Annotated in this window: 27 protein-coding genes; 18 read left to right on the top strand and 9 right to left on the bottom strand. The window is 63.5% G+C overall.

From position 1 onward, the window contains the following. Window positions 1-660 precede the first annotated feature (660 nt). Complete coding sequence (locus tag LDO41_RS23995; protein ID WP_223992796.1) at window positions 661-945, bottom strand: XRE family transcriptional regulator; 285 nt, start codon at window positions 943-945, stop codon at window positions 661-663. Between the two features lie 32 nt (window positions 946-977). Then, window positions 978-1157, bottom strand: a complete 180-nt coding sequence (locus tag LDO41_RS23990; RefSeq protein WP_223992795.1) for a hypothetical protein — start codon at window positions 1155-1157, stop codon at window positions 978-980. A gap of 293 nt (window positions 1158-1450) precedes the next feature. Between LDO41_RS23990 and LDO41_RS23985 the strand changes: the two genes are divergently transcribed. Further along, window positions 1451-2185 carry a hypothetical protein gene (locus LDO41_RS23985; protein WP_223992793.1) on the top strand — a complete coding sequence of 245 codons (735 nt, stop codon included), beginning with the start codon at window positions 1451-1453 and terminating at the stop codon, window positions 2183-2185. Window positions 2186-2465: 280 nt separating this feature from the next. Here LDO41_RS23985 and LDO41_RS23980 read toward each other — a convergent pair whose 3' ends face one another. Then, window positions 2466-2639 (bottom strand): hypothetical protein, encoded by a 174-nt coding sequence (locus LDO41_RS23980; protein ID WP_191002218.1) that lies wholly within the window; start codon window positions 2637-2639, stop codon window positions 2466-2468. Window positions 2640-2805: 166 nt separating this feature from the next. Beyond that, window positions 2806-3462 carry a transcriptional repressor LexA gene (gene lexA / locus LDO41_RS23975; protein ID WP_223992791.1) on the bottom strand — a complete coding sequence of 219 codons (657 nt, stop codon included), beginning with the start codon at window positions 3460-3462 and terminating at the stop codon, window positions 2806-2808. Window positions 3463-3696: 234 nt separating this feature from the next. On the opposite strand from lexA, the gene LDO41_RS23970 reads away from it, so the two are divergent. The 8 genes from LDO41_RS23970 to LDO41_RS23935 all read left to right on the top strand — a co-directional run bounded on the left by LDO41_RS23970 (window position 3697) and on the right by LDO41_RS23935 (window position 9566). Then, window positions 3697-4695 (top strand): asparaginase, encoded by a 999-nt coding sequence (locus tag LDO41_RS23970; RefSeq protein WP_223992788.1) that lies wholly within the window; start codon window positions 3697-3699, stop codon window positions 4693-4695. A gap of 137 nt (window positions 4696-4832) precedes the next feature. Continuing rightward, the gene (gene rpsF / locus LDO41_RS23965; protein ID WP_223992787.1) at window positions 4833-5207 is read left to right on the top strand and encodes a 30S ribosomal protein S6; all 375 of its coding nucleotides are present in this window, start codon (window positions 4833-4835) and stop codon (window positions 5205-5207) included. Between the two features lie 23 nt (window positions 5208-5230). Then, window positions 5231-5545, top strand: coding sequence for a primosomal replication protein N (gene priB / locus LDO41_RS23960; protein ID WP_223992785.1), 315 nt, complete (start codon window positions 5231-5233; stop codon window positions 5543-5545). A gap of 3 nt (window positions 5546-5548) precedes the next feature. Beyond that, window positions 5549-5827, top strand: a complete 279-nt coding sequence (rpsR, locus tag LDO41_RS23955) for a 30S ribosomal protein S18 (RefSeq protein ID WP_011298166.1) — start codon at window positions 5549-5551, stop codon at window positions 5825-5827. 31 nt (window positions 5828-5858) lie between these two features. Next, window positions 5859-6311 carry a 50S ribosomal protein L9 gene (gene rplI, locus LDO41_RS23950; protein WP_223992783.1) on the top strand — a complete coding sequence of 151 codons (453 nt, stop codon included), beginning with the start codon at window positions 5859-5861 and terminating at the stop codon, window positions 6309-6311. A 110-nt stretch (window positions 6312-6421) separates the two neighbouring features. Continuing rightward, entirely contained in the window at window positions 6422-7813 is a 1392-nt protein-coding gene (locus LDO41_RS23945) for a replicative DNA helicase (protein ID WP_223992781.1), read from the top strand. Window positions 7814-7919: 106 nt separating this feature from the next. Next, entirely contained in the window at window positions 7920-8546 is a 627-nt protein-coding gene (locus LDO41_RS23940) for a DUF47 domain-containing protein (RefSeq protein WP_223992779.1), read from the top strand. A gap of 12 nt (window positions 8547-8558) precedes the next feature. Beyond that, window positions 8559-9566, top strand: a complete 1008-nt coding sequence (locus LDO41_RS23935) for an inorganic phosphate transporter (protein WP_223992777.1) — start codon at window positions 8559-8561, stop codon at window positions 9564-9566. 26 nt (window positions 9567-9592) lie between these two features. On the opposite strand, the gene LDO41_RS23930 is transcribed toward LDO41_RS23935, so the two are convergent. The 5 genes from LDO41_RS23930 to LDO41_RS23910 all read right to left on the bottom strand — a co-directional run bounded on the left by LDO41_RS23930 (window position 9593) and on the right by LDO41_RS23910 (window position 13986). Beyond that, a complete protein-coding gene (locus LDO41_RS23930) occupies window positions 9593-10294 on the bottom strand; it encodes a C40 family peptidase (RefSeq protein WP_377742761.1) in 702 nt (233 codons plus the stop codon). Between the two features lie 49 nt (window positions 10295-10343). Further along, complete coding sequence (locus LDO41_RS23925; RefSeq protein WP_223992773.1) at window positions 10344-10826, bottom strand: hypothetical protein; 483 nt, start codon at window positions 10824-10826, stop codon at window positions 10344-10346. Window positions 10827-10942: 116 nt separating this feature from the next. After that, entirely contained in the window at window positions 10943-12676 is a 1734-nt protein-coding gene (locus tag LDO41_RS23920) for a PhoH family protein (RefSeq protein ID WP_223992772.1), read from the bottom strand. Window positions 12677-13013: 337 nt separating this feature from the next. Then, the gene (locus LDO41_RS23915) at window positions 13014-13475 is read right to left on the bottom strand and encodes a peroxiredoxin (RefSeq protein ID WP_223992770.1); all 462 of its coding nucleotides are present in this window, start codon (window positions 13473-13475) and stop codon (window positions 13014-13016) included. 127 nt (window positions 13476-13602) lie between these two features. Further along, window positions 13603-13986, bottom strand: coding sequence for an Mth938-like domain-containing protein (locus LDO41_RS23910; protein ID WP_223992767.1), 384 nt, complete (start codon window positions 13984-13986; stop codon window positions 13603-13605). Between the two features lie 180 nt (window positions 13987-14166). Between LDO41_RS23910 and LDO41_RS23905 the strand changes: the two genes are divergently transcribed. The 9 genes from LDO41_RS23905 (at window position 14167) to clpB (ending at window position 25754) form a co-directional block, all read left to right on the top strand. Further along, window positions 14167-15396: a pyridoxal phosphate-dependent aminotransferase gene (locus tag LDO41_RS23905; protein WP_223992765.1), complete on the top strand. Its 1230-nt coding sequence runs from the start codon at window positions 14167-14169 to the stop codon at window positions 15394-15396. Between the two features lie 55 nt (window positions 15397-15451). Beyond that, window positions 15452-16762, top strand: coding sequence for a homoserine dehydrogenase (locus tag LDO41_RS23900; protein WP_223992763.1), 1311 nt, complete (start codon window positions 15452-15454; stop codon window positions 16760-16762). Between the two features lie 22 nt (window positions 16763-16784). Continuing rightward, window positions 16785-18230, top strand: a complete 1446-nt coding sequence (thrC, locus tag LDO41_RS23895; protein ID WP_223992761.1) for a threonine synthase — start codon at window positions 16785-16787, stop codon at window positions 18228-18230. Between the two features lie 133 nt (window positions 18231-18363). After that, complete coding sequence (locus LDO41_RS23890) at window positions 18364-19587, top strand: molybdopterin molybdotransferase MoeA (protein WP_223992759.1); 1224 nt, start codon at window positions 18364-18366, stop codon at window positions 19585-19587. A 5-nt stretch (window positions 19588-19592) separates the two neighbouring features. Beyond that, window positions 19593-19850 (top strand): molybdopterin converting factor subunit 1, encoded by a 258-nt coding sequence (gene moaD / locus LDO41_RS23885; protein WP_223992757.1) that lies wholly within the window; start codon window positions 19593-19595, stop codon window positions 19848-19850. 2 nt (window positions 19851-19852) lie between these two features. After that, window positions 19853-20338, top strand: a complete 486-nt coding sequence (gene moaE, locus LDO41_RS23880; RefSeq protein ID WP_223992755.1) for a molybdopterin synthase catalytic subunit MoaE — start codon at window positions 19853-19855, stop codon at window positions 20336-20338. A gap of 21 nt (window positions 20339-20359) precedes the next feature. Beyond that, entirely contained in the window at window positions 20360-20740 is a 381-nt protein-coding gene (gene crcB / locus LDO41_RS23875; RefSeq protein ID WP_223992753.1) for a fluoride efflux transporter CrcB, read from the top strand. Window positions 20741-20894: 154 nt separating this feature from the next. After that, on the top strand, window positions 20895-23033 hold the full coding sequence (locus LDO41_RS23870; protein WP_223992751.1) for a D-(-)-3-hydroxybutyrate oligomer hydrolase: 2139 nt from the start codon (window positions 20895-20897) through the stop codon (window positions 23031-23033). A 132-nt stretch (window positions 23034-23165) separates the two neighbouring features. Then, a complete protein-coding gene (clpB, locus tag LDO41_RS23865) occupies window positions 23166-25754 on the top strand; it encodes an ATP-dependent chaperone ClpB (RefSeq protein ID WP_223992744.1) in 2589 nt (862 codons plus the stop codon). Window positions 25755-25765: the final 11 nt, after the last annotated feature.

The following is a 25765-nucleotide window of genomic DNA, read 5'->3' as shown; positions in this document are numbered from 1 at the left end:
TGGTTGATGTCATGCGCAACGCCAATCCTGCCTTCCGGTTCGCTCGGTCACGTTGCCGAAATCACCGGTCACGATCCCGAAACGGCCGGTCACGTTCGGCCGAAATACGCATTTCGGGATGCACATCGTTGTAGACGTCTCCGCTGGAGAGGCTTTCGAAATGACCTGCGACTATGCCGATCGGTTGGCTGCCTCGCAACTCAAGATCCCTATGTCCCTCGTGCTGTCTTTTAAATCGGAGGATACGGATGCCGAGTAATGTCGACGCAATCTGGGCGCATGCTCAACGAATGCCTGATGTCTGCGAGGAATCCTGCAGGGCGAAGATTAGCCGTGCCTACTACGCGCTGTTCCATGAAGCCAAGGCGTTTCACGACCAGTTGCCATCTGAGGGATTAGTGCCAACAAGGCCTGTAGGCGTGCATAAGCGAATCATCCATCAGCTGTGCAACCCAACGGTGGCCGACGAAAGGCTGCAGGCAAAATCGCGCCGAGCGGGCACCAAGCTAGGTCTGGCACGCGAACTACGCGATCTGGCCGACTATCGACTAGAGGACCACGTGGTGAGATCAGATGCGAATGACTGCCTGGGATATGTGAGACGGGGCTTGAGCGAACTCCGTATGCCGGTGAAGTCCTCGGCGGCTTGAGCGTCGGTCGTCAGTCTTGGTCGCTTGATGCAGCGTCGGCAGATAAATCGATCTCCGCACCCATTGAGCGCATGCGCGCGAGTACGCGCTCAAGCTCGTCTTCAGATAACGCTAGCCGGGCTGCGCCAAAAAACAGCATCTGTGGGGCCATCTCGCGCGGCTGGGCGCCGCCCGTGTACTTGCGCCATTGCTGTCCACCGGCGACGCCGAATAAATTGGCCATCTCGTCGCCGGTTCGCTGAAGATCGTTCTTGAGGGTTTGAAGGTCGGTCGGTCTTGGGGGCGAGTAGCGCATAGAAAACCCGCCTTTTGGCGGGCCTTGGAATATCAGGGGAGGAAGATCTTTGCGAACCCGACGCCTGCCGCTAGCAGGCCAGTCGCGTACACAAACGGCATCCAGAACCGTTCGCGATTCATCTTGGCGGTCTCGGCGTGCAGCTTCATGGTCTCAGCCATCAACTTCGAAATGTCGGCTTCTGTCTTGACGATGTCCAAGGTCTTTTCCATTCGCTCATCCTTTCGGGCGTGGGCTGCGCGACGCGCTACCTCTGAGACGGATGTTAGCCCCAAAGGGGCTAATTTCAAACAGTTTTTATGCGATAGAGAAGGCGACTTTTCACACGCATAGGGACTGCCGCGAGGCCATCAATGCCTCGGCGTCATGGAAGTTTCGGACCAACGTGCGGCAGCGCACGTAGCGTTACCTTGAAAGCCCCCCGGACTATCTGGATTTTCGTAGATTTCATTTTTGTAATACGAGCATCTGGCCGGTTTCACAAAAAGAAGAAGGGGGGACTACAGTGAACGCACCCATGGGATATGAGGAGTACGCTGCGCTGACGACGTTTCGCGAAGTCATTCCGTCCAGCCTGCTGGCAGAGATCAATGCCGCGATCGACGCCTCGTTCGGACCGACGCCAATCCGTGTGGAGCCACGTGCGGTCGGGGAGATGCTGCGGCAGGTCGACACCTTTCGGCAGCTGGAATCGCTTGTGTGCACGACCACGCAACGCTTCGCGCGCAAGATGAGTCAGGTGCCACTCGAGGAGCGGCCGCATCATGTCCTGCGTTGCGTAAGCCAGGCCAACGGAGACAACGCGCACTGCCGGCATTTCGATTCGCATCTGCTCACGATGCTGGTCCCGCTGCAGTTGGCCGACTCCGAGGCGTTCTTCAATGGGGACCTGGTCGTCTACAACAACGACGTGCGCCGCCGCATCTCGACGATCGGTAACGTGATCTGCAAGATCAGGCACGGCATCCACCGCAATCTGCCATTCGAGTTCCGCAAGCGGTTGACCGTGCGGGACCTGCAGCGCGGCAACTGCGCGCGCGTGAACGTCGAGCCTGGCAGTGTCTACGTATTCAATGGATTCGCGCTCAAACACGCGAACCTCCACGTGGAGGAGGGCCAGCGGCGCTCGCTGCTGATTCACTACTACGACCCTGGCTTCTCGATGGGCCTGAGCAAGGCGCTGCGCTTCTCGCGCAAGATACGCGACCGGCTGCAGGGCAACATGACCGGCATGACCTGAGTCATTGAACGAAAATTCAAACGAAGCGGACGAAAAAAAACCGGCACTCGGCGGGGTCGTCAAGGTCCGGTTCTGCGCAGGCGCGCGGAGAATGTGCGCGCCCAAATGTACTAGGTCACACATGGACCAAACATCACATTAACGACACACAATACAGAATTAAATCACACCCGACACCGGCTCAAACGGTTTCTTAAATTACACGTTGTGAGACTGCAACTGCATTTATTACAACAAAATTGTGCAGTGCAGCGCACGCTTGACCGGCTAATTGGCGCTTTCACGCTGCCAGCTTGGCCGGCAGGTCGTCGAGCTCGAGCATCCGGCAGATTGCCGCCATGCTGCCGACCATCGTTCGACGCTGCGCGCCCTGGTAGACGCGCACGCCCTTGGTTTGCCGGAACGGCACCGGCTTGACCGGACGACGGGCTGCGATGGTATTGATTTGCGGCATGGCTACACCTCGTGATTTTGAGACAGCAAGGGTCCGCACCCATCGTTCGTGAGAACGGGGCGACAGAGGCAAAACAGCGATGCAAACTAGCGACGCAAACGACCGATCGTGCGACGCTACAGAACGCCTGACGCTCTGATGACGCGACTGGCGCTGATGACGGAGGTCAGAAGCCGGATGATCGGATCAATCCCACGGCAATGCCCTCCAGAGAAAACTCGTCGCGGCCGGACTCGACCACGATGTTCGGATAATCAGGATTTTCTGCTACCAACTCGATGGTGCCGCCGCGGCGCTGCAGGCGCTTCACGGTGACGTCTTCCCCTAATCGCGCCACGACGATCTTGCCGTTGGCCGCTTCGCTCGCGCGCTTTACCGCAAGCAGATCCCCATCGAGGATGCCGGCATCGCGCATGCTCAGGCCACGCACCCGCAGCAGGTAGTCGGGGCGATCGTCGAATACCGATGCATCCACCTGGTACTGGCGATCGATATGTTCCGCCGCCAGAATCGGACTGCCGGCAGCCACGCGGCCCACGAGCGGCAAGGTCAGTTGCAGCACGCCCGACATCGGCAGCGAGAACTGATCGCCCATCTCGGAATCACTGCGCGCAACCTTGAGGCGAATGCCGCGCGATGCGCCGGGCGTCAGCTCGATGGCGCCCTTGCGGGCCAGCGCGCGCAGATGCTCTTCGGCCGCGTTAGGCGAGGAGAAGCCGAACTCCGCCGCAATTTCCGCGCGCGTCGGCGGAAAGCCGGTGCTTCGGATCGTATTGCGGATCAGGTCGAAGATCTGCTGCTGCCGCGGTGTCAGGGTTGCCATGTCGAGTGCCTAGTCCTTTCAGCGATGTTCTTGATGTTCTTCTTGTTGGTGTTATCGGTGCGCGGTGCTCGGTGCGTGGGGCACTGTATGTATGAACAGTATGCTGTGATTTTATACAGTATCGAGTGAAGTGCAAGCACAATCTTCTCCGGCTGCCGACATGACGCCGGCGGTGTTGGGTTCTCGCACCCGCTACAATCGGCGGCCTGAGTGGCCACTCCCCATCACGAACTCATGTCCGATTCGCTTCCCCGCATCATCGTTCTCGCTACCGGCGGCACCATCGCGGGCGCCTCGGGCAACCCCGGCAGCAGCGCGCAGTATCAGGCGGCCACCGTGCCGGTTGGTGCGTTGCTGCAGGCCGTGCCACCGCTGCAGCGCGTCGCGCGCGTGGAAGCGGAGCAGGTGGCGCAGGTCGATAGCAAGGACATGAGCTTTGCGCTGTGGTCCGCGCTGGCCGCGCGCATCGCGCACTGGTCGGCGCAGCCCGATGTCGCCGGCATCGTCATCACGCACGGTACGGACACGCTGGAAGAGACGGCGATGTTCCTCCATCTGACGCAGCCGTGTCCGATTCCGGTGGTACTGACCGCGGCGATGCGGCCGTCCACCTCGCTCTCGGCCGACGGACCGCTCAATCTGCTCGATGCCGTGCGCGTCGCAGCCCATGCCGATGCCCGCGGCAAGGGCGTGCTCGTCGTAATCAATCAGCAGATCCATGCGGCACGCGACGTGGCCAAGACTCATACCTCCGCGGTGGATGCGTTCGTCTCCGCGTCGGGCGGCCCGCTGGGCTTTGTGCAGGATGATTACGTGCGCTTCGCGCGCGCGCCGCTGCCCCGGGTAGCAATCCTGCCGCTGCCGTCAGCGTGGCCGCTCGTGGAAATCGTGGCGAGTTATGCGGAACCGGGCCGCGTCATGGTCGATGCGCTGGTCGCGGCCGGCGTGCGCGGCATCGTGGTGGCCGCGGCCGGCAACGGCTCGGTGCACGAAGGTCTTGGCGCGGCGCTGGCGGACGCCGCGCGGCAGGGTGTGGCCGTCGTGCGCAGTTCGCGCACGGGGGCGGGTCATGTGGCGTTGCCGGCACCGGCGCGCGCGGCTCCGGGCGGGTTTGCCTCGGCGCTGGACCTGAATCCGTACAAGGCACGCGTCCTGTTGTTATTGCTGCTGGCCGCGGACCCGTCGCTTGGGACCGATCCGGCGCGCCTGCAGGCGCGGCTTGGCGCGTACTGACCTGTAAAGGGTGGGCCCAAACCTGGGCAGCCACACCAACCTTGCGGGGATGGCGCGGATCGGGCTATACTCGCGGGCTACTCAACCTTGCCGCACCGGACATGGCGCCCGGGTGGCTTCATCCAAAAGGAGCGTCAATGCGTCATTACGAAATCGTCTTCATCGTCCATCCGGACCAGAGCGAACAAGTTCCCGCGATGATCGAGCGCTACAAGCAGCTCGTCACGTCGCAGAACGGCCAGATCCACCGCGTGGAAGACTGGGGCCGCCGTCAAATGGCCTACATGATCCAGAAGCTGGCCAAGGCCCACTACGTCTGCCTGAACATCGAATGCGGCAAGGAAACCCTCGCCGAGCTCGAGCACGCGTTCAAGTTCAATGACGCCGTGCTGCGTCACCTGATCGTGCAGACCAAGAAGGCTGAAACCGCTCCTTCGCCGATGATGAAGGAAGTGCAGCGCGAAGAAGCCCGCAAGGCCGCGCAAACGACCCCTGAAGGCCAGGCCGCCTGAATGCGGATTGCGGTGCCAGCGCGGTGAACCAGATCCGGTTATCCGCGGCGCTCGTCGAACGCGACGCCCTGCGTTATACGCCAGCCGGTGTCCCCGTCGTCAACTGCATCCTGCAGCATGTCGGCGAGGTCGTCGAGGCGGCAACGCCGCGGCAGGTGGAGTTCGCGATCGCGGCAATGGGAATCGGCCCGGTGGGCAAGCAACTGGAGCGCATGGCGCTCGGCACGCTGCTCAACTGTGAAGGGTTCCTCGCGCGCAAGCACCGCAACAGCAAGGCACTGGTGTTTCACATCATTGGATGTACGGCATTCGAAGAGAGTGCATTCGCAAAGGATTGAATCATGGCATTCATCAAACGAGACAACAAAAACAAGAAGCGCTTCCAGCAACAAAACCCGCTGTTCAAGCGTAAGCGTTTCTGCCGCTTCACCGTGGCAGGTGTGGAACAGATCGACTACAAGGATCTGGACACGCTGAAGGACTTCATCGGCGACAACGGCAAGATCACGCCGGCCCGTCTGACCGGTACCAAGGCGCACTATCAGCGTCAGCTCGACACGGCTATCAAGCGCGCGCGTTTCCTCGCGCTGATGCCGTACACCGATCTGCACAAGAACTGATCGTCACCAGGACCGCAAGGAGAAATACACGATGCAAGTCATTCTGCTGGAAAAAGTCATCAACGTGGGCAACCTGGGTGACGTCGTTCGCGTGAAGGACGGTTACGCACGTAACTTCCTGATTCCGTCGAAGAAGGCCCGTCGCGCCACCACCAGCGCAGTTGCTGAATTCGAAGCGAAGCGCGCCGAGCTGGAAAAGGCCGCTGCCGAGAAGCTGGCCGCCGCGCAAGCTGAAGGCGAAAAGCTGAACGGTCTGACCGTTCAACTGACGCAAAAGTCGGGTGTGGACGGCCGTCTGTTCGGCTCGGTCACCAACGCCGACATCGCCGCCGCACTGGGCACCCAGGGCTTCAAGGTCGAGAAGGCGCAAGTGCGTCTGCCGAACGGCCCGCTGAAGATCGTGGGCGACCATCCGATCGCCGTTGCGCTGCACACCGATGTGGTGGTGGACGTGACCGTGTCGGTGCTGGGCGACCACGCCTAAAGCGCTGCGCCGCTGGCGTGGCCGATCGATGAAAAAGGCAGGGGCCATGCTCCTGCCTTTTTTATTTTGGGCGTCCGGTCCACCGGATGCGCCCGCTATAATCCCACCCCATGAACGCGCCCGCCGCCGATCCCCAACTCGACAGTCTCAAGGTCCCACCGCATTCGATCGAAGCCGAGCAATCGGTCATCGGTGGTCTGTTGCTGGACAACGCCGCATGGGACCGCATTGCCGACTTCCTGTCGGAATCCGACTTCTATCGATTCGACCATCGCGTTATCTTCCAGGGTATCGCGCGTCTGATTGCCGCGACCAAGCCCGCGGACGTGATCACCGTCTACGAGACGCTGCAGGTCGCCGGCAAGGCCGAGGAGGTGGGCGGACTGGCTTATCTGAACTCGCTGGCGCAGAACACGCCGAGCGCGGCCAATATCCGCCGCTATGCGGAAATCGTGCGCGAGCGTTCGGTGCTGCGCAAGCTGGTGACGGTGGCCGACGATATCGCGTCCGCCGCCTTCGCGCCCAAGGGCCGCGAAGTGCGCGAACTGCTCGACGAGGCGGAATCGAAGGTATTCGCCATTGCGGAAGAAGGCTCGCGCGGGCAGCAGGGTTTCCAGGAAATTCAGCCGCTGCTGACGCAGGTGGTGGAGCGGATCGACGAGCTCTATCACCGCGACTCCGCGACCGACGTGACCGGGGTGCCGACGGGCTTTATCGACCTCGATCGCATGACCAGTGGCATGCAGGCCGGTGACCTGGTCATCGTGGCGGGCCGTCCCTCGATGGGCAAGACCGCGTTCTCGCTGAATATTGGCGAGCACGTGGCGGTGGAGCAGGGGCTGCCGGTGGCGGTGTTCTCGATGGAAATGGCAGGCACCCAGCTGGCCATGCGTATGCTCGGCTCGGTCGGTCGGCTGGACCAGCACCGGCTGCGTACGGGCCGTCTGCTCGACGAAGACTGGCCGCGCCTGACCCATGCGATTCAGCGCATGAACGACGCGCAGCTGTTCATCGACGAGACGCCCGCGCTGAATCCGATGGAATTGCGCGCGCGCTCGCGACGGCTGGCGCGGCAGTGCGGGCAGCTCGGCCTGATCATCATCGACTACCTCCAGCTGATGTCGGGCTCGGGCGGCGGCGAGAACCGCGCGACGGAAATCTCGGAAATCTCGCGTTCGCTGAAGGGTCTGGCCAAGGAGCTGAACTGTCCGGTGATCGCACTATCGCAGCTGAACCGCAGTCTGGAACAGCGCCCGAACAAGCGTCCCGTGATGTCAGATCTGCGCGAATCGGGCGCCATCGAACAGGATGCGGACGTGATTCTGTTTATTTACCGGGACGAAGTCTACAACCCGGACTCGCAGGACAAGGGGACGGCCGAGATCATCATCGGCAAGCAGCGTAACGGCCCCATCGGCACGGTGCGTCTGACGTTCCTGGGGCAATTCACGAAGTTCGACAACTTCTCGGGCGGTCCGGCGTTCTTCGATAATGATCAATGAGCGATCAATGAGCGCCACCTGATCCTCCCAAACCTGTAAAATATTGCGTTTTGATGACAGCCGCCTCGCGCGGCTGTTATGCCATCGCACGCAACAAGGACATTTCATGTTCGGTCGATTCATGCCCACCGAGGGCAAGTTCTTCGAATACTTCAACCAGCACGCGGACTGTGCCGTCACGGCAGCCCACGAGCTAGAGGCATTGGTCAACGACCTGCCCAACGCCGAGGCGCATGCGCGCCGCGTGCAGGCCACCGAGAAGAAGGCGGACCGCATCACCCACGATACCGTGGACCTGCTGCACAAGACGTTCATCACGCCGCTCGACCGTGACGAGATCCACAAGCTGATCACGACCATGGACGACATCCTCGATCTGATGGAGGACGTGGCGGAAACGATCTCGCTGTACGACGTGACGAACATCACCGACGAGGCGCGCCGCCTGGCGGCGATCTGCGTGCAGTGCTGCGATCAGGTCAAGATCGCCGTAGGGCTGCTCGAGGACATGAGCAACGCGAGCGCGATCCTCAAGACCGCGCAGCAGATCGACCAGCTCGAGTCCGAGGCCGACCGCGTGATGCGTGCCGCGATGTCGAAGCTGTTCCGCGAGGAAACCGACGTCAAGCGCCTGATCAAGCTGAAGGCGATCTACGAGCAGCTCGAGTCGATCACCGACAAGTGCGAGGACGTGGCCAACATCATCGAAGGCATTGTCCTGGAAAACGCGTAAGCGCCGCACCGCATGCAAACCATAACAATGAGCCTGTGGGTGATCGGCCTGCTGGTCGCGCTCGCCTTGCTGTTCGACTTTATGAACGGCTTTCACGATGCGGCCAACTCGATCGCGACGGTCGTCTCCACGGGTGTGCTCAAGCCCCACCATGCGGTGGCCATGGCGGCCATGTGCAATGTGGTGGCGATCTTCATCTTCCACCTGAAGGTGGCGGCCACCGTTGGCACGGGCACCATCGACGTCAATATCGTCGATCACTACGTGATCTTCGGCGCGCTGGTCGGCGCCATTGCCTGGAATCTGATCACGTGGTACTACGGCATTCCGTCGTCGTCGTCGCACGCGCTGATCGGCGGTCTGGTTGGTGCGGCCGTGGCCAAGTCCGGTACCGGCGCGCTGGTCGGTAGCGGCCTGCTGAAGACCGTGGCATTTATTCTGATCTCGCCGCTGCTGGGCTTTCTGCTCGGTTCGCTGATGATGATCATCGTCAGCTGGACGTTCTTCCGGACGCCGCCCTCGCGCGTGGATCGCTGGTTCCGTCGCCTGCAGCTGGTGTCGGCGTCGTTATACAGCCTTGGCCACGGTGGCAACGATGCGCAGAAGACCATCGGCATCATCTGGATGCTGCTGATCGCCAGCGGTCACGTGGCCTCCGGCGGCGATCCGCCCGCGTGGGTCATCGTAAGCTGCTACGTGGCGATTGGCATGGGTACGCTGTTCGGCGGCTGGCGCATCGTGCGGACCATGGGACAGAAGATCACCAAGCTGAAGCCCGTCGGTGGTTTCTGCGCCGAGACCGGTGGTGCGATCACGCTGTTCATTGCTTCGGCGCTGGGCGTGCCGGTGTCGACCACGCACACCATCACGGGTGCGATCGTCGGCGTCGGTTCGGCGCAGAAGATGTCCGCAGTGCGCTGGGGTGTGGCTGGCAATATCGTCTGGGCCTGGGTGCTGACGATTCCCGCATCGGCATTCATGGCGGCCATCGCCTGGTGGATCGGCCGCCATATCCTTTAAGCGATTGAGCGATAGGCCGATCAGCTTTACTGCCTGGTCGCGAACGCCGCGATCGGATCGTCGTCCACTGGCGGCGGTTCGATCGGTACCGGCGCTGGTACCGGTGCTGGCGTCATGTTGGGTACCGGAATCGACTGCATCGGTTCCGGCGCGCCCAGGCTATTCGCGGCCACCACACGGCGCGCGCCGTTGTAGCGCGTGGCCCAGTAGGACTTCCCCATGTCCTCCAGCCGGACCGTGCCACCCGTTGCCGGGGCATGCACGAATCGGTTCTGTCCCACATAGATCCCCACGTGAGAGTTGGCGCGACCGGTCGTGTTGAAGAACACGAGGTCTCCCGACGCGACATCGCCGCGATTCAGCGACGTGCCGCGCGACCCCATCTGCTCGGTGGTGCGCGGCAGCGTGACGTTAGCCGCGCGCTGCACGACGTACCGCACGAGGCCGCTGCAGTCGAAGCCGGAATCGGGGGTGTTGCCGCCGTAGCGGTAGGGCGTGCCGACCAGTGACATCGCCTGGATCGAGATTTCCTCGAGGCCCGCGCTGGGGTCGTTCATCGGCTTGCCTGGCGCGCGAGGCGGGACTGAACCATGCCGGCTGGGCGGCGAGCCCGCGCACGCCGCAAGCAGCAATGCCATGCAGAGCACGGACAGTCGCGCGCGCAGGTGCGACGGCCGGCACGCGGGTAGCGAAATACTGAGAGGAAATCGAGTCGGGCGCTGCGGCATCGTCATTCATGGTGCCGGCAGCGCATCGACCATCAAACTGTGTTGCGCGTTACCAGCGCAGTTGGACGTTGCGAGTGCCGGTACTGATCTTCACGGTCTTGGGCTGACCCTTGTAACTGGCCTCGATATTGTAACTGCCTTCTGGCGCACGTATCAGGCAACGTGGGCCACCGGCCTTGAAGGTGGCGACCTCCTGGCCGTCGTCCATCGTGAGCTTGACGTCCACATCGGACAGGTACTCGCCAGTGGGCCCCTGCGTAAACAACACGCCCATATTGAAGCTCTTCTCCTGTGCGGCCAGGCGGGCGCGTTCGTCCTCGGCGACGCCGCCGCAGACATAGCTGATCGGCCCCATGGTACGGATCACCATCTCGTCGGCCGCGCGTGCGGGACGCCAGGTCAGGGCGCACACCACCACGGTGCCCAGCGCGGCTGCGACCGCGATACGCCGACGGCGCGCGGTACGCGGGTTCCGCGAGAACAGCGTGCGGCTGTCAGGCAGGTACTGATTGAACGGCTGCTGCTTGTGCATCGACGCCTCCCGGAATTCTTCTGATCACACTCGATCACACTTGGGCATCATATCCGGCACGGTCCGTGCTGGCTGTCGGCAAACGGCCTACGCCGTTTGCCGTACATCGCACACTGTTACAGCACATCTCCCGCGTGGTCGGCCAGGCGCGAGCGTTCGCCGCGCGCGAGCGTGACGTGCCCGCTGTGGCTCCAGCCCTTGAAGCGATCCACCACGTAGGTCAGGCCGGACGAACCCTCGGTCAGGTACGGCGTATCGATCTGGGCGATATTGCCAAGGCAGACGATCTTCGTGCCCGGGCCCGCGCGCGTGACCAGCGTCTTCATCTGCTTCGGCGTCAGGTTCTGCGCCTCGTCGATGATGACGAACTTGTTCACGAACGTACGGCCGCGCATGAAGTTCATGCTCTTGACCTTGATGCGCGAGCGGATCAGCTCCTGCGTGGCCGCGCGGCCCCATTCACCGGCACTGTCGTCGCTCTTCTGCAGTACCTCGAGGTTGTCGTCGAACGCGCCCATCCAGGGTTGCATCTTTTCTTCCTCGGTACCGGGCAGGAAGCCGATGTCCTCGCCCACGGGCACGGTCGCGCGCGTGACGATGATCTCGTTGTAGAGCTTCTGGTCGAGCACCTGTTCGAGGCCCGAGGCGAGCGCGAGCAGCGTCTTGCCGGTGCCGGCCTGGCCGAGCAGCGTGACGAAGTCGATGTCCGGGCTCATCAGCAGGTTGAGCGCGAAGTTCTGCTCGCGGTTGCGCGCGATCACGCTCCACACATTGTTCTTGTTGTGCGTGTAGTCCTTGAGGGTCTGCAGCAACGCGGTCTTGCCGTTGATCTCCTTGACCTGAGCATAGAGCGGCAGGCTGCCGTCCATCGGCTCCAGGTAGACGAACTGGTTGACCAGGAACGATGGCACCAGCGGGCCGGTCAGGCGATAGAACATCGTGCCGGACTTCGGATCCTGCCAGCTTTCCACGCCTTTGCCGTGCCGTGCCCAGAAGTCGTTGGGCAACTGCATGACACCTGCGTAGAGCAGATCCTTGTCCTCGAGGACCTGATCGTTGAAGTAGTCTTCGGCGGGCAGGCCCAGCGCACGCGCCTTGATGCGCATGTTGATGTCCTTGGACACCAGCACGACCTGCCGTTCGGGGTGCTGCTGCTGCAGCGCGCTGACCACGCCCAGAATCTGGTTGTCCGCCTTGCCCTGCGGCAGGCCTTCGGGCAACTTGATGTCGTTGAGCGTGGTCTGGAAGAACAGCTTGCCCGCCGCGTCCTTGTTGCCAAGCTTGGCGAGTGGCAGGCCTTCGTCGAGCACGCCGTCGGTGCCGCCGACCAGCGCATCGAGCGTGCGGCTGACGGTCCGCGCATTGCGCGCGACTTCGCTCATGCCCTTCTTGTGATTGTCGAGCTCCTCGAGCGTCATCATCGGCAGATAGATGTCGTGCTCTTCGAAGCGGAACAGCGAGCTTGGGTCGTGCATCAGCACGTTGGTGTCGAGCACGAACAGCTTGCTCGGACCTTCATGCTTGCGGGCGCGTCGCGTCGGGCCGGCGACCGGCTTGACGAGGCTGACCGGCGCGGCTGCCGGGGCGACCGGCGGTGCCACCGGTGCATCGGTGGTGCGGGCACGCGTAGGGGTACCCGCGCGGGCACGTGTCGCGGGCGCCTCGGACGAGGTACCTGTCAGCGACGTGTCTGTCGATGTGGCGCCGGTCTCGAGCAGTGCCACGCGCTCGAGCGCCGGCACCGGTTTTTTACCCTGCGTCGCGGATTTGGCCTTGGGCAGCGCGACCGGGGCGAATTCGCTCGGGTCCAGCAGTTGGGCAGGCTTGGCGGGCATGGTAGGCAGCGGCATGCTTGGCTTTCCTTTCAGGGGACGGCGGGGGAGAAATCGGATTCCTGCGGGCACAAAAAAGCCGCCATAACCTGGGGTGCAGGGGAGGCGGCTGGATTGGGCGCTCGCTCGGAGATGGCGGACGACGCTGATCTTGCAAAGCGTGACACGGCAGGTCCGCCTCCGGCCCTTGGTGCAAGACACCTTGGCCAGTCAGGTGAAGCGGCGTGGCAACTGTGATCGGAACGCATTACGGGCCAATGTATCCGAACGATTTCGGTTTGGCAATCGTCCCGCGTGAGGATGTCGCGCGCGCGCCTCTGATGCCCGGGAGGCGCGCGTGTCGAGCACAACAGCGTTACATGCGCTTGACGATCTCGAGCACTTCGTCAACGTGATTCGGCACCTTGATGCCGCGCATCTCGTGGCGCAGTACGCCCTTGCCATCGAGGATGAATGTGCTGCGCTCGATCCCGCGCACTTCCTTGCCATACATCTTTTTCATCTTGATGACGTCGAACGCATTGCAGACGGCTTCGTCGCCGTCCGAGATCAGTTCGAAGGGCAGGTCCAGCTTGGTCTTGAAGTTCTCGTGCGACTTGAGGCTGTCGCGCGAGATGCCGAACACGGCCACGCCGGCGGCTTCGAAGGCTTCGTGCTGATCGCGGAAGTTCATCGCTTCCGTCGTGCAGCCCGGCGTGTTGTCCTTCGGGTAGAAATAGAGCACCACGGTCTTGCCGCGCTGGTCGGCCAGACGGAAGTCGCCACCGGTGGCGGCGGCGTGGAAATCGGGAACGGCCTTGTTGATGCTCACTGTCATGCTGATGGCTCCTGTTGGGCTCTTGGTTTGGCGTTCACCAGTTGGGCGCTTGCCATGGCGTCGGAAGGTTGGGGCGGCGCGCCGGACTTCAAGCGTGCCGCCTGCTCAACTTGGCAAAAAATGGGTGTCAGGCGCCGGCGGGCTCCAGCAACAGTACCGCGGCGACCTTGCGGCCTTCGGCCATGAGGATATTGTAGGTGCGGCATGCGGCCTGCAAGTCCATGGCCTCCACGCCGATGCGGCGCCGGGCCAGCGCGGCGGTCAGGCGGGGGTGTGGGAACCGCAGGCGGTCGCCGGTGCCGAGCAGCACCACTTCGGCGCCCTTGTCGAGCAGCGCCTCGAAGTGCTCGGGTGTGAGGTCCTCGAACCGATCGACCGGCCACGGCTCGATCGGGCCTTCGGGCATGACGAGCAGCGAGCGCTCGTGGCGGACGGCGTTGATCTCGATATAGCCGGGGCCGTACGCGGTCACGGTATTGAGGCTTTGGGAGGGATCGGCGTGTAGTTTCAAGGGTATGTGGCAGGATTGTGCGCGCGACCGCGTCCTGGAGCGGCTGCGGTGCAGGAATCCATACAGAAGTCTGTCATAATCCGATAAATTATAGCTTTTGCCTCTCTGTCTGCCACGTTCGCGTCGCCCGCGTCGCATTACCTGCTCCGCCATGCGTCCGCCGACCTTCCCATCGCCGCCGTGAAACCCATCCAGAAATCGAACAAGCTTCAGAACGTCTGCTACGACATCCGCGGTCCGGTGCTCGAAAAGGCAAAGCAGATGGAAGAAGAAGGGCACAAGATCATCAAGCTGAACATCGGCAATCTGGCCGTGTTCGGTTTCGACGCGCCGGAAGAGATCCAGCAGGACATGATGCGGAACCTGCCAAACTCGGCGGGGTACTCCGATTCGAAGGGCATCTTCGCCGCGCGCAAGGCGATCATGCACTACACCCAGGAAAAGAAGATCCAGGGTGTCGGCCTCGATGACATTTACGTGGGCAATGGCGCGTCCGAGCTCATCGTGATGTCGATGAACGCGCTGCTGAATAGTGGCGACGAGGTGCTGGTGCCGGCCCCCGACTACCCGTTGTGGACCGCCGCGGTGAGTCTGTCGGGCGGCACGCCGGTGCACTACGTGTGCGACGAGGCCAACGAGTGGATGCCGGACCTCGACGATATCCGCCGCAGGATCACGCCGAACACCAAGGCGATCGTGATCATCAACCCGAACAACCCGACCGGCGCGCTGTACTCGGACGAACTGCTGCAGGCGGTGGTCGACATCGCGCGCGAGCACGGGCTGATCATCTTTGCCGACGAGATCTACGACAAGGTGCTGTACGACGGCGAGACGCATACCTCGATCGGTTCGCTGTCCACCGACGTGCTGACGGTGACCTTCAATGGGCTGTCGAAGAACTACCGGTCCTGCGGCTATCGCGCCGGCTGGATGGTGGTGTCCGGCGACAAGCGTCCGGCGCTCGACTATATCGAGGGCCTGAACATGCTGTCGTCGATGCGTCTGTGCGCGAACGTGCCGGGGCAATGGGCGATTCAGACCGCGCTTGGCGGTTACCAGAGCATCAACGACCTGGTGGGCGAGGGCGGCCGCCTGCGCCGGCAACGCGACCTTGCGCACTCGCTGATCACCGCGATTCCGGGTGTGACCTGCGTCAAGCCGAAGGCCGCGCTTTACTTGTTCCCGAAGCTGGACCCGGCCATGTACCCGATTCAGGACGATCAGGAGTTCATCTACGAACTGCTGCAGGAGTCCAAGGTATTGCTCGTTCAGGGCACGGGCTTCAACTGGGAGCGTCCGGACCATTTCCGGATCGTGTTCCTGCCGCACGAGGAAGATCTGCGCGAGGCGATCAGCCGCGTGGGCCGCTTCCTCGAAAACTATCGCAAACGCCACGGCACGGCCTGAGTGACATCAGCCGCGCCATTGATTTCCCGCATCAAGCAACGAGAGTCAGACGTCCATGAATCCCATCAAAGTAGGCCTGCTCGGTATCGGTACCGTCGGTAGCGGCACGTTCAACGTGCTCAAGCGCAATCAGGAAGAAATTCGTCGCCGCGCGGGCCGCGGCATCGAGATTGCGATGGTGGCAGACCTCAACACCGAGCGCGCCAGGGAGCTGACCGGTGGGGAAGTGGAGGTCGTGAACGATGCGAACCTCGTGGTCGCGCATCCGGATATCGACATCGTGGTCGAGCTGATCGGCGGCTATGGCATCGCGCGCGAGCTCGTGCTCAAGGCGATCGAGAACGGCAAGCATGTGGTGACCGCCAACAAGGCGCTGCTGGCCGTGCATGGCAACGAGATCTTCGAGGCGGCGCGCCGCAAGGGCGTGATCGTCGCGTTCGAGGCCGCGGTGGCCGGTGGCATTCCGATCATCAAGGCGCTGCGCGAAGGCCTGACGGCCAACCGCATCCAGTGGATTGCCGGCATCATCAACGGCACCACCAACTTCATCCTGTCGGAGATGCGCGACAAGGGGCTCGACTTCGACGTCGTGCTAAAGGAAGCGCAGCAGCTCGGCTATGCCGAGGCCGATCCGACCTTCGACATCGAGGGCGTGGATGCCGCGCACAAGGTCACGCTGATGAGCGCGATCGCGTTCGGCATGCCCGTGCAGTTCGACAAGGCGCACGTGGAAGGCATCACGAACCTGTCGGCCGTCGATATCAAGTATGCCGAGGAACTCGGTTATCGCATCAAGCTGCTCGGCATCACGCGTCGCCGTGAAGAGGGCGTGGAGTTGCGCGTGCATCCGACGCTGGTGCCGGCCTCGCGCCTGATCGCCAATGTGGAAGGCGCGATGAATGCCGTGCTGGTGCAGGCGGACGCCGTGGGCACGACGCTCTACTACGGCAAGGGTGCCGGCGCCGAGCCAACCGCTTCGGCCGTGATCGCCGATCTCGTGGACGTGACGCGTCTGCATACGGCCGATCCGAACCATCGCGTGCCGCATCTGGCGTTCCAGCCGGATGAGCTGTCGACGGTGCCGGTGCTGCCGATCGAGGAAGTCACGAGCTCGTATTACCTGCGCATGCGCGTCTCCGACGAGACCGGTGTGCTGGCCGAGATCACGCGCATTCTCGCGGAGGCGGGTATCTCGATCGACGCGATGCTGCAGAAGGAATCGCGTGTGGGCGAGCCGCAGACCGACATCATCATTCTGACGCACCTGACGCGCGAGAAGCAGGTCAATGCGGCGATTGCCCGCATGGAGTCGCTGGCTACCGTGCTGTCGCCGGTCACGCGCCTGCGCATGGAAGAACTGAACTGAAGTCCCAGCCGTATCGATACCCATGAACTATCAGTCGACGCGCGGCCATGACGTGCCGCAAACGTTTTCCGAGATCCTGCTGGGCGGCCTGGCGCCGGACGGCGGGCTCTATCTGCCGAAGGCCTATCCGCAGGTCACCGCCGACGAGCTCGAGGCCTGGCGCAAGCTGCCGTACGCGGACCTCGCGTACGAAGTGCTGCGCAAGTTCTGCGACGATATTCCGGCCGAGGATCTGCGCGCGCTGACGCGCAAGACGTACCGGGCCGAGGTGTACGCCAATGCGCGCGCGGGCGACAACACCGCGGATATCACGCCGTTGCGCACGCTGGGCGCGGAAGGTGGCACGCAGTTGCAACTGCTGGGTTTGTCCAACGGTCCGACGCTCGCGTTCAAGGACATGGCGATGCAGCTGCTCGGCAATCTGTTCGAGTACGCGCTCGGCCGGGCGGGCAAGGAACTGAACATTCTGGGGGCGACGTCAGGCGATACCGGCAGCGCGGCCGAGTACGCGATGCGCGGCAAGCGCGGCATTCGCGTGTTCATGCTGAGCCCGCACCGCAAGATGAGCGCGTTCCAGACCGCGCAGATGTTCAGCCTGCAGGATCCGAATATCTTCAACCTCGCGGTGGAAGGGGTGTTCGACGATTGCCAGGACATCGTCAAGGCGGTGTCGAACGACCTCGACTACAAGGCGCGGCAGCGGATTGGCACGGTCAATTCGATCAACTGGGCGCGGGTAGTGGCGCAGGTGGTCTACTACTTCAAGGGGTGGCTGCTGGCGACCACGGGTCCGGGGCAGAAGGTGTCGTTCAGCGTGCCGTCGGGCAACTTCGGCAATGTGTGCGCGGGGCATATCGCGCGCATGATGGGGCTGCCGATCGACAAGCTCGTGGTGGCGACCAACGAGAACGATGTGCTGGACGAGTTCTTCCGCACCGGGACGTATCGCGTGCGCAAGTCGGCGGAGACGTATCACACGTCGAGTCCTAGCATGGACATCTCGAAGGCATCGAACTTCGAGCGCTTCGTGTTCGATCTGCTGGGGCAGGATGCGGGCAAGCTCGCGGCGCTGTTCCGCGATGTGGAGGCCAAGGGCGGGTTCGATCTGTCTGGCACGCCGGAGTTCGAGCGCATTCGCCAGTTTGGCTTTGTCTCGGGACGCAGCACGCATGCGGACCGCGTGGCGACGATTCAGGGCATCAGCGAGCGTTATGGCATTACGATCGATACGCATACCGCCGATGGCGTAAAGGTGGCGCGCGAGCATCTGACGCCGGGCGTGCCGATGGTGGTGCTGGAGACCGCGCTGCCGGCGAAGTTTGCCGACACGATTCGCGAGGCGCTGGGGCATGAGCCGGAACGGCCGGCGGCGTTCGAGGGCATCGAGAAGCTGCCACAGCGGTTTGAGGTGATGGCGAACGATGCGGCGCAGGTGAAGGCTTATATCGCCGGGCATACCGGGCTTTGATATGAAGGGGGTGCCCTCACCCCCGGCCCCTCTCCCTGAGGGAGAGGGGAGCAAAACGAGCGGCATTTCGGCAGGCTACCGATGTCCTGCCAAGTCGTTACAATCGGGTTTGCCGCCGTTTTGCAAACCGATCATGACCCAAGCTCCCTCCCGTCCCCCGATGCTCACGCTGGTGCAGGCGCTCGACGCGCTGTTGGCCGGTGCGCGGCAGATTTCCGATATCGAGACCATCGACACGCTGACGGCCAACGGCCGGGTGCTGGCTGCGCCCGTGACGAGCGCGCTGCGGGTGCCGCCGGCTGACAACACGTCGATGGATGGCTACGCGGTACGCGCGGCCGATGTGACCGCGCCCGGCGTGCGGTTGCCGGTGTCGCAACGGATTCCGGCGGGCCATGTGGGCACGGAACTGGCGCCCGGCACCGCGGCGCGGATCTTTACGGGTGGGCTGATTCCGCCCGGTGCCGACGCGGTGATCATGCAGGAGCAATGCGAGGCCGACGGCGATGGCGTGGTGATTCGCCACGTGCCAGGCGCGGGAGAATGGGTGCGTCGCGCGGGCGAGGATATCGAGGCCGGTAGCGTAATTCTGCCGGCGGGCACGCGGATGACGCCGCAGGCAGCGGGCCTGGCGGCCTCGGTCGGACAGGCCACGCTCGACGTGACGCGCCGCGTGCGCGTGGCCGTGTTCTTTACCGGCGACGAACTGGCCATGCCCGGCGAGCCGCTCAAGCCCGGTGCGATCTACAACTCCAATCGCTTCACGCTGCGCGGCTTGCTGGAGAACCTCGGCTGCGAGGTGACCGATCTCGGCATCGTGCCGGACACGCTCGCGGCCACGCGCGAAACGCTGCGGCGTGCCGCCGAAGGCCATGACGTCATCATTACCTCGGGCGGCGTCTCGGTAGGCGAGGAAGATCACGTGCGGCCGGCCGTGCAGGCGGAAGGAGGGCGCATCGATCTTTGGAATATTGCGATCAAGCCGGGCAAGCCGCTCGCGTTCGGCGCCGTCGGCAAGGCCAATTTCCTCGGACTGCCGGGCAATCCGGTCTCGAGCTTCGTGACGTTCCTGCTGTTCGTGCGGCCATTCCTGCTGAGGCTGCAGGGCGTGCAGGATGTCGCGCCGCGCCGGCTGCCGCTGCGCGCGGATTTCGACCTGCCCAAGGGCGATCGTCGCAACGAATTTCTGCGCGCGCGGCTCAATGCCGAGGGCGGTCTGGAACTGTTTCCGAACCAGAGTTCCGGCGTGCTGACGTCGACAGTGTGGGGCGACGGCGTGATCGACAACCCGCCCGATCATCCGATCCGGCGCGGCGATGTCGTGCCCTTCATTCCGTTTCAGGGTTGGCTGAACTGAGCATCATGGATATCGAGCTTCGATTCTTCGCGAGTGTGCGCGAGCAGGTGGGCACCGGCGCGGAGCGCGTGACGGTGCCGGCGGACGTACGGACCGTCGGTGAACTGCGCGGGTGGCTGCGCGCGCGCGGCGGCCATTGGGAAGAGGCGCTGGCCGAGGGCCGCGCATTGCGCATGGCCGTCGATCATGCGGTGGCGCGCATCGACACGCCGCTGACCGCCGGCTGCGAGGTGGCGTTCTTCCCGCCCGTGACCGGAGGCTGATCATGAGCGTGCGCGTCCAGCATGAGGACTTCGATCTCGGCGCGGAAGTCGCGGCATTGCGCGCCGGCAATCGCGGCGTCGGCGCGGTGACGAGCTTTATCGGCACTGTGCGCGACGTGAGCGAAGGCAGCAGCGTCAGCACGATGGAGCTCGAACACTATCCGGGCATGACCGAGAAGGCCCTGGCACGCATCGAGGCGGCCGCGCGCGAGCGCTGGCAGTTGCTGGGCGTGACCATCGTTCATCGCGTGGGTCTGCTGCAGCCGCTCGACCAGATCGTGCTGGTCGCGGTGGCATCGCCGCACCGGGGCGAGGCGTTCGCGGCGTGCGAATTCATCATGGACTATCTGAAGTCCGAGGCGCCGTTCTGGAAGAAGGAAGCGACGCCCGAGGGCGCGCGCTGGGTCGATGCACGCGTGAGCGACGATGCGGCCTTGCGTCGCTGGGGCATCGAATCCTTCAATGCCGATCCGCATGAAAAACAATAAACACTGACGAAAGGTCGTTCGATGGGGCCGCTGGGTTTTGTAGCTGTGGGTGTGGGCGCTGCGCTGGGCGCGTGGCTGCGTTGGGGGTTCTCGGTCATGTGGAACGCGCTGAATCCGGCGCTGCCATACGGTACGCTTGCCTCGAATCTGGTCGGTGGCTATCTGATTGGCCTGGCCGTGGCGTATTTCAATGCGAATGCCGCATTGCCGGCTGAATGGCGGTTGTTTGCCATCACTGGGTTTCTCGGTGGGCTCACCACGTTCTCGACGTTCTCGGCCGAGGTCGTTGCCAACCTGAACACGGGCGAATACGGCTGGGCGCTTGCCCATGTGCTGCTGCACCTTGGCGGCTCGCTGGCGCTGACCGCGCTTGGCATCTGGACCTATCGCACGCTGGTGTAATTTTTTCCGGTGCCTCGGGCATGGGGGGCACGGGAAGGGCACGGGTAAGTCACTATCCTGCTTGGGCGCTCTCAGCGCCTACTATCCGTTGTTGTGCGTGTTTTTGTGTCGTCTGATTTGCCCCACAAGCAGTTCATGACAACGGAGACAGTCCATGCATGCGAGCCAAAAGCTGATCGCCCTCGCGATCGGCACCATCGCCATTACCGCCTGCGGCGGCTCTGACAATAACAATAACGGTGGCGGCGGAGGTGGCAGCACCACCCAGAATCCGAACAACCGGCCCACATTCGTGGTCGGCCCCATCAATGTCCTGTCCTACGACGGCAATACCGACGATCTGCTGACTGGCGGCCTCGGCAAGGACGGTATCAGTAGCGCCACGGCGCCAGTACCCGCCGACCCCACAGCGCCCACGGCGGCCGAATTGCGCCGCTATGCGATCTGGAACAACTATCGCGCGATCGTCGATACCACGGCGGCTGGTGGCTACGGCTCCCTGTACGGGCCCAATGTCGACGCGCAGGGCAATGTCACTGCCAGTCAGGGCAAGATCGCGGGCTTCGAGTATCTGGCGTTCTCCGACGATGGTACGGGCCGGCAGAACGTGACATTGATGGTGCAGGTGCCGAGCACGTTCGACCCGACCAATCCGTGCCTGATCTCGGCGACGTCGTCGGGCTCGCGCGGTATTTATGGCGGCATCGCGGTGGCCGAGTGGGGGCTCAAGCGCGGCTGCGCGGTGGCGTTCACCGACAAGGGTACCGGCGCGGCGCCGCACGACCTCGACACCGATACCGTGCCGCTGATCAACGGCACGCGCGCGGCCCGCGTAGGCGCGGGCAAGACCGCGCAGTTCGCGGCGCAGCCGGGCGCGCAATCGCTGTCGGACTTCACCGCGGCGTTCCCGCATCGGCTCGCCTTCAAACACGCGCATTCGCAGCAGAACCCCGAGAAGGACTGGGGCAATAACACGCTGCAGGCCATCGAATTCGCGATTTGGGCGATCAATGATCGTTTTGGTGCGCTCAACACCGACGGCTCGCGCCAGGCCAGCATCGGCAAGGACAAGATCATCGTGATCGCCTCGGCGGTGTCGAATGGCGGTGGCGCCGCGATGGCCGCGGCCGAGCAGGACACCACCGGCCTGATCGACGGCGTGGCGGTGGGCGAGCCGAACCTTAACCTGCCGCCGACCGCGGGGGTGACGGTACGGCGCGGCGGTGTCCCGGTGCCGGCCTCGGGCAAGCACCTCTACGACTACACGACCACGGCGAACCTGATGCAGTTGTGCGCGAGCCAGGATGTGAACCTGGTCAACGCCCCGTTCCTGACCGCCGTGCCCGGCGTGACCGCCGGCAATCGTTGCGCGGCGCTGGCTGGCGCTGGTCTGGTGACCGGGCCCGACATCAGCACGCGGTCCGCGAGCGCGCTGTCCGCGTTGCGCGCGGCCGGCTGGGAGTCCGAGTCGGATGAACTGTACGCATCGCTGTCCGCGCTCGAAGTCGGCAGTTCGATCTCGGTCACGTATGCCAACGCGTATGCGCGCGCCAGCGTGACGGACCGGCTGTGCAATTACAGCTTTGCGGCGATTGGCGGTGGCGCATCCACGCCGGTGCAGATCTCGCCGGCCGTGCTCAACGTGTTCTTCTCTACCGGTAATGGCGTGCCACCCGGTGGCGGTGTGACGCTGATCAACGATCTGGCGGTGGGCGGTCCGACTCGCGACTTCGTGTCTGTCTCGGCTGGCAGCGGCGTGGCCGATGCGAACTTCCCGGGTGCCAAGTGCCTGCGCGACCTGCTGACGGGTACCACCGCTCAGGCGCTGGCGGTGCAGACCGGCATTGGACAGACGTATCGCACCGGGAACCTGCGTGGCAAGCCGGCGGTGATCGTGCATGGCCGCAGCGATGGCCTGCTGCCGGTCAACCACACGTCGCGGCCTTATCTCGCGTTCAACCGCCTGCAGGAAGGCACAGCCAGCAAGCTGTCGTATATCGAAGTGGAGAACGGCCAGCACTTCGACGCGTTTATCGGCGCGATCCCGGGGTACAGCAATCGATATATTCCGCTGCACCTGTATCTGAACCGTGCGCTCGACGCGGTGTACGCCAACCTGCGCAGCAGTCAGCCGCTGCCGCCGTCGCAGGTGGTGCGCACAACGTCCCGTGGCGGGCTCAATGGGACGGTAGCGCCGGCGATCACGGCCTCGAACGTGCCGCCGATCTCGGCTTCGCCCGCGCCGGCCAATGCGATCACGGTATCGCCGGGCCTCGTTGATGTGCCGAATTGAGCGGTTTTTTGAATGTGATTTATAAGTAATTACGCGCCGACTGCCACTTTGGCATCGGCGCGTCTTGAAAAGACTACACAAAGCCCTATCTTTCGGAAGTCAACAGTATTAGCGCGAGAGAGAGGGTTTTACATGCGTCTAGATAAATTCACTACCCGGTTCCAGGAAGCGCTGTCCGATGCGCAAAGCCTGGCACTGGCCAACGACAACCAGTACATCGACCCGCAGCATCTGCTGCGCGCGCTGCTCGCCCAGAACGATGGCGCGGCACGCGGCTTGCTGACGCGCGCCGGCGTCAATGTGAACGGCCTGCAAACCGCGCTGGATGCCGCCATCAAGCGGCTACCGCAGGTATCGGGCAACAACGAGGTGCAGATCGGGCGCGAGCTCGTCAGTCTGCTCAACGCCACCGAGAAGGAAGCGCTCAAGCGTAACGACCAGTTCATCGCCAGCGAGCTGTTCCTGCTCGCGGTCTCCGACGACAAGGGCGAGGCCGGACGCGTCGCGCGCGAGAACGGCCTGTCGCGCAAGTCGCTCGAGGCGGCGATCGTGGCCGTGCGTGGCGGCGACGGCGTCAACAGCGCCGATGCCGAGTCACAGCGCGAAGCACTCAAGAAATACACCGTGGACCTGACCGAGCGTGCCCGCGTGGGCAAGCTCGACCCCGTGATCGGCCGTGACGACGAGATTCGTCGCGCCATTCAGATCCTGCAGCGTCGCACCAAGAACAATCCGGTGCTGATCGGCGAGCCGGGCGTGGGCAAGACCGCCATCGTGGAAGGCCTGGCCCAGCGCATCGTCAACGGCGAGGTGCCCGAGTCGCTGAAGAACAAGCGCGTGCTGGTGCTCGACATGGCGGGCCTGCTGGCCGGCGCCAAGTATCGCGGCGAGTTCGAGGAACGCCTGAAGGCGGTGCTCAGCGACGTGGCCAAGGATGAAGGCCAGACCATCGTGTTTATCGACGAGATCCACACCATGGTCGGCGCGGGCAAGGCCGAGGGTGCGATCGACGCGGGCAACATGCTCAAGCCCGCGCTTGCGCGCGGCGAGCTGCATTGCATCGGCGCGACCACGCTGGATGAGTACCGCAAGTACATCGAGAAGGACGCCGCGCTCGAACGCCGCTTCCAGAAGGTGCTCGTCGACGAGCCGAGCGTCGAGGCGACCATCGCCATCCTGCGCGGGCTGCAGGAAAAGTACGAGCTGCACCACGGCGTGGAGATTACCGACCCGGCCATCGTCGCCGCGGCGGAGCTCTCGCACCGGTACATCACGGACCGCTTTTTGCCGGACAAGGCGATCGACCTGATCGACGAGGCGGGCGCGCGCATCAAGATGGAAATCGACTCCAAGCCGGAGGCGATGGACAAGCTCGAGCGCCGCACGATCCAGCTCAAGATCGAACGCGAGGCGGTGAAGAAGGAAACCGACGAGGCGTCGCGCAAGCGTCTGGAGCTGATCGAGCAGGAAATCACGCGCCTGGAGAAGGAGTACGCGGACCTCGACGAGATCTGGCGCGCCGAGAAGGGTGCCGCGCAGGGTGCCGCCGCGCTTAAGGAAGAGATCGAACAGATTCGTCTGGAGATCACGCGCCTGCAACGCGCCGGCAAGCTGGACAAGGTGGCGGAGCTGCAGTACGGCAAGCTGCCGGAACTCGAAGGCAAGCTGCAGGCGGCGAACAAGGCCGAGGCCAACGAGCAGAAGCAGCCCAACAAGCTGCTGCGCACGCAGGTTGGCGCCGAGGAAATTGCCGAGGTGGTGAGCCGCGCGACCGGTATTCCCGTGTCGAAGATGATGCAGGGCGAGCGCGAGAAGCTGCTGAAGATGGAAGACCGCCTGCATGCGCGCGTGGTTGGCCAGGACGAGGCCGTGCGCCTGGTGTCCGATGCGATCCGCCGCTCGCGCGCGGGCCTTGCGGACGAGAACAAGCCGTATGGCTCGTTCCTGTTCCTCGGGCCGACCGGCGTGGGCAAGACCGAGCTGTGCAAGGCGCTGGCCGAGTTCATGTTCGACTCGGAGGATCATCTGATCCGCATCGACATGAGCGAATTCATGGAGAAGCACAGCGTGAGCCGGCTGATCGGCGCGCCGCCGGGATACGTGGGCTATGAGGAAGGCGGTTACCTGACCGAAGCCGTGCGCCGCAAGCCGTATTCGGTGGTGCTGCTCGACGAGGTGGAGAAGGCCCACCCGGACGTGTTCAACGTGCTGCTGCAGGTGCTTGACGATGGCCGTCTGACCGACGGGCAGGGCCGTACCGTGGACTTCAAGAACACGGTGATCGTGATGACGTCCAACCTCGGGTCGCATCTGATCCAGTCGATGTCGGGCGAGCCGCAGGACGTGGTGAAGGGCGCGGTCTGGCAGGAGGTGCGCACGCATTTCCGGCCCGAGTTCCTGAACCGGATCGACGAGGTGGTGGTGTTCCACGCGCTGGACCAGAAGAATATCGAGTCCATCGCGCGCATCCAGCTGCAGCGTCTGCAGGTGCGTCTGGCCCGCATGGACATGACGCTGGAGGTCACGGAGGCGGCGCTGGCGCGCATTGCCAGCGCGGGCTACGACCCGGTATTCGGTGCGCGGCCGTTGAAGCGCGCGATCCAGCAGCAGATCGAGAACCCGGTGGCCCGGGCGATTCTCGAAGGCAAGTTCGCGGCAAAGGATGTGGTGCCGGTGGACTATGCCGACGGCGAGTTCACGTTCGGCAAGGCGCTGGACTGAGGAAGGATGCC

Origin of the sequence: Cupriavidus pampae (genome assembly GCF_914271485.1) — a bacterium.
GTDB classification, from domain to species: domain Bacteria; phylum Pseudomonadota; class Gammaproteobacteria; order Burkholderiales; family Burkholderiaceae; genus Cupriavidus; species Cupriavidus pampae.
Note: the sequence above shows the minus strand (reverse complement) of the source record. Positions and strands in the feature narration are given on the sequence as shown.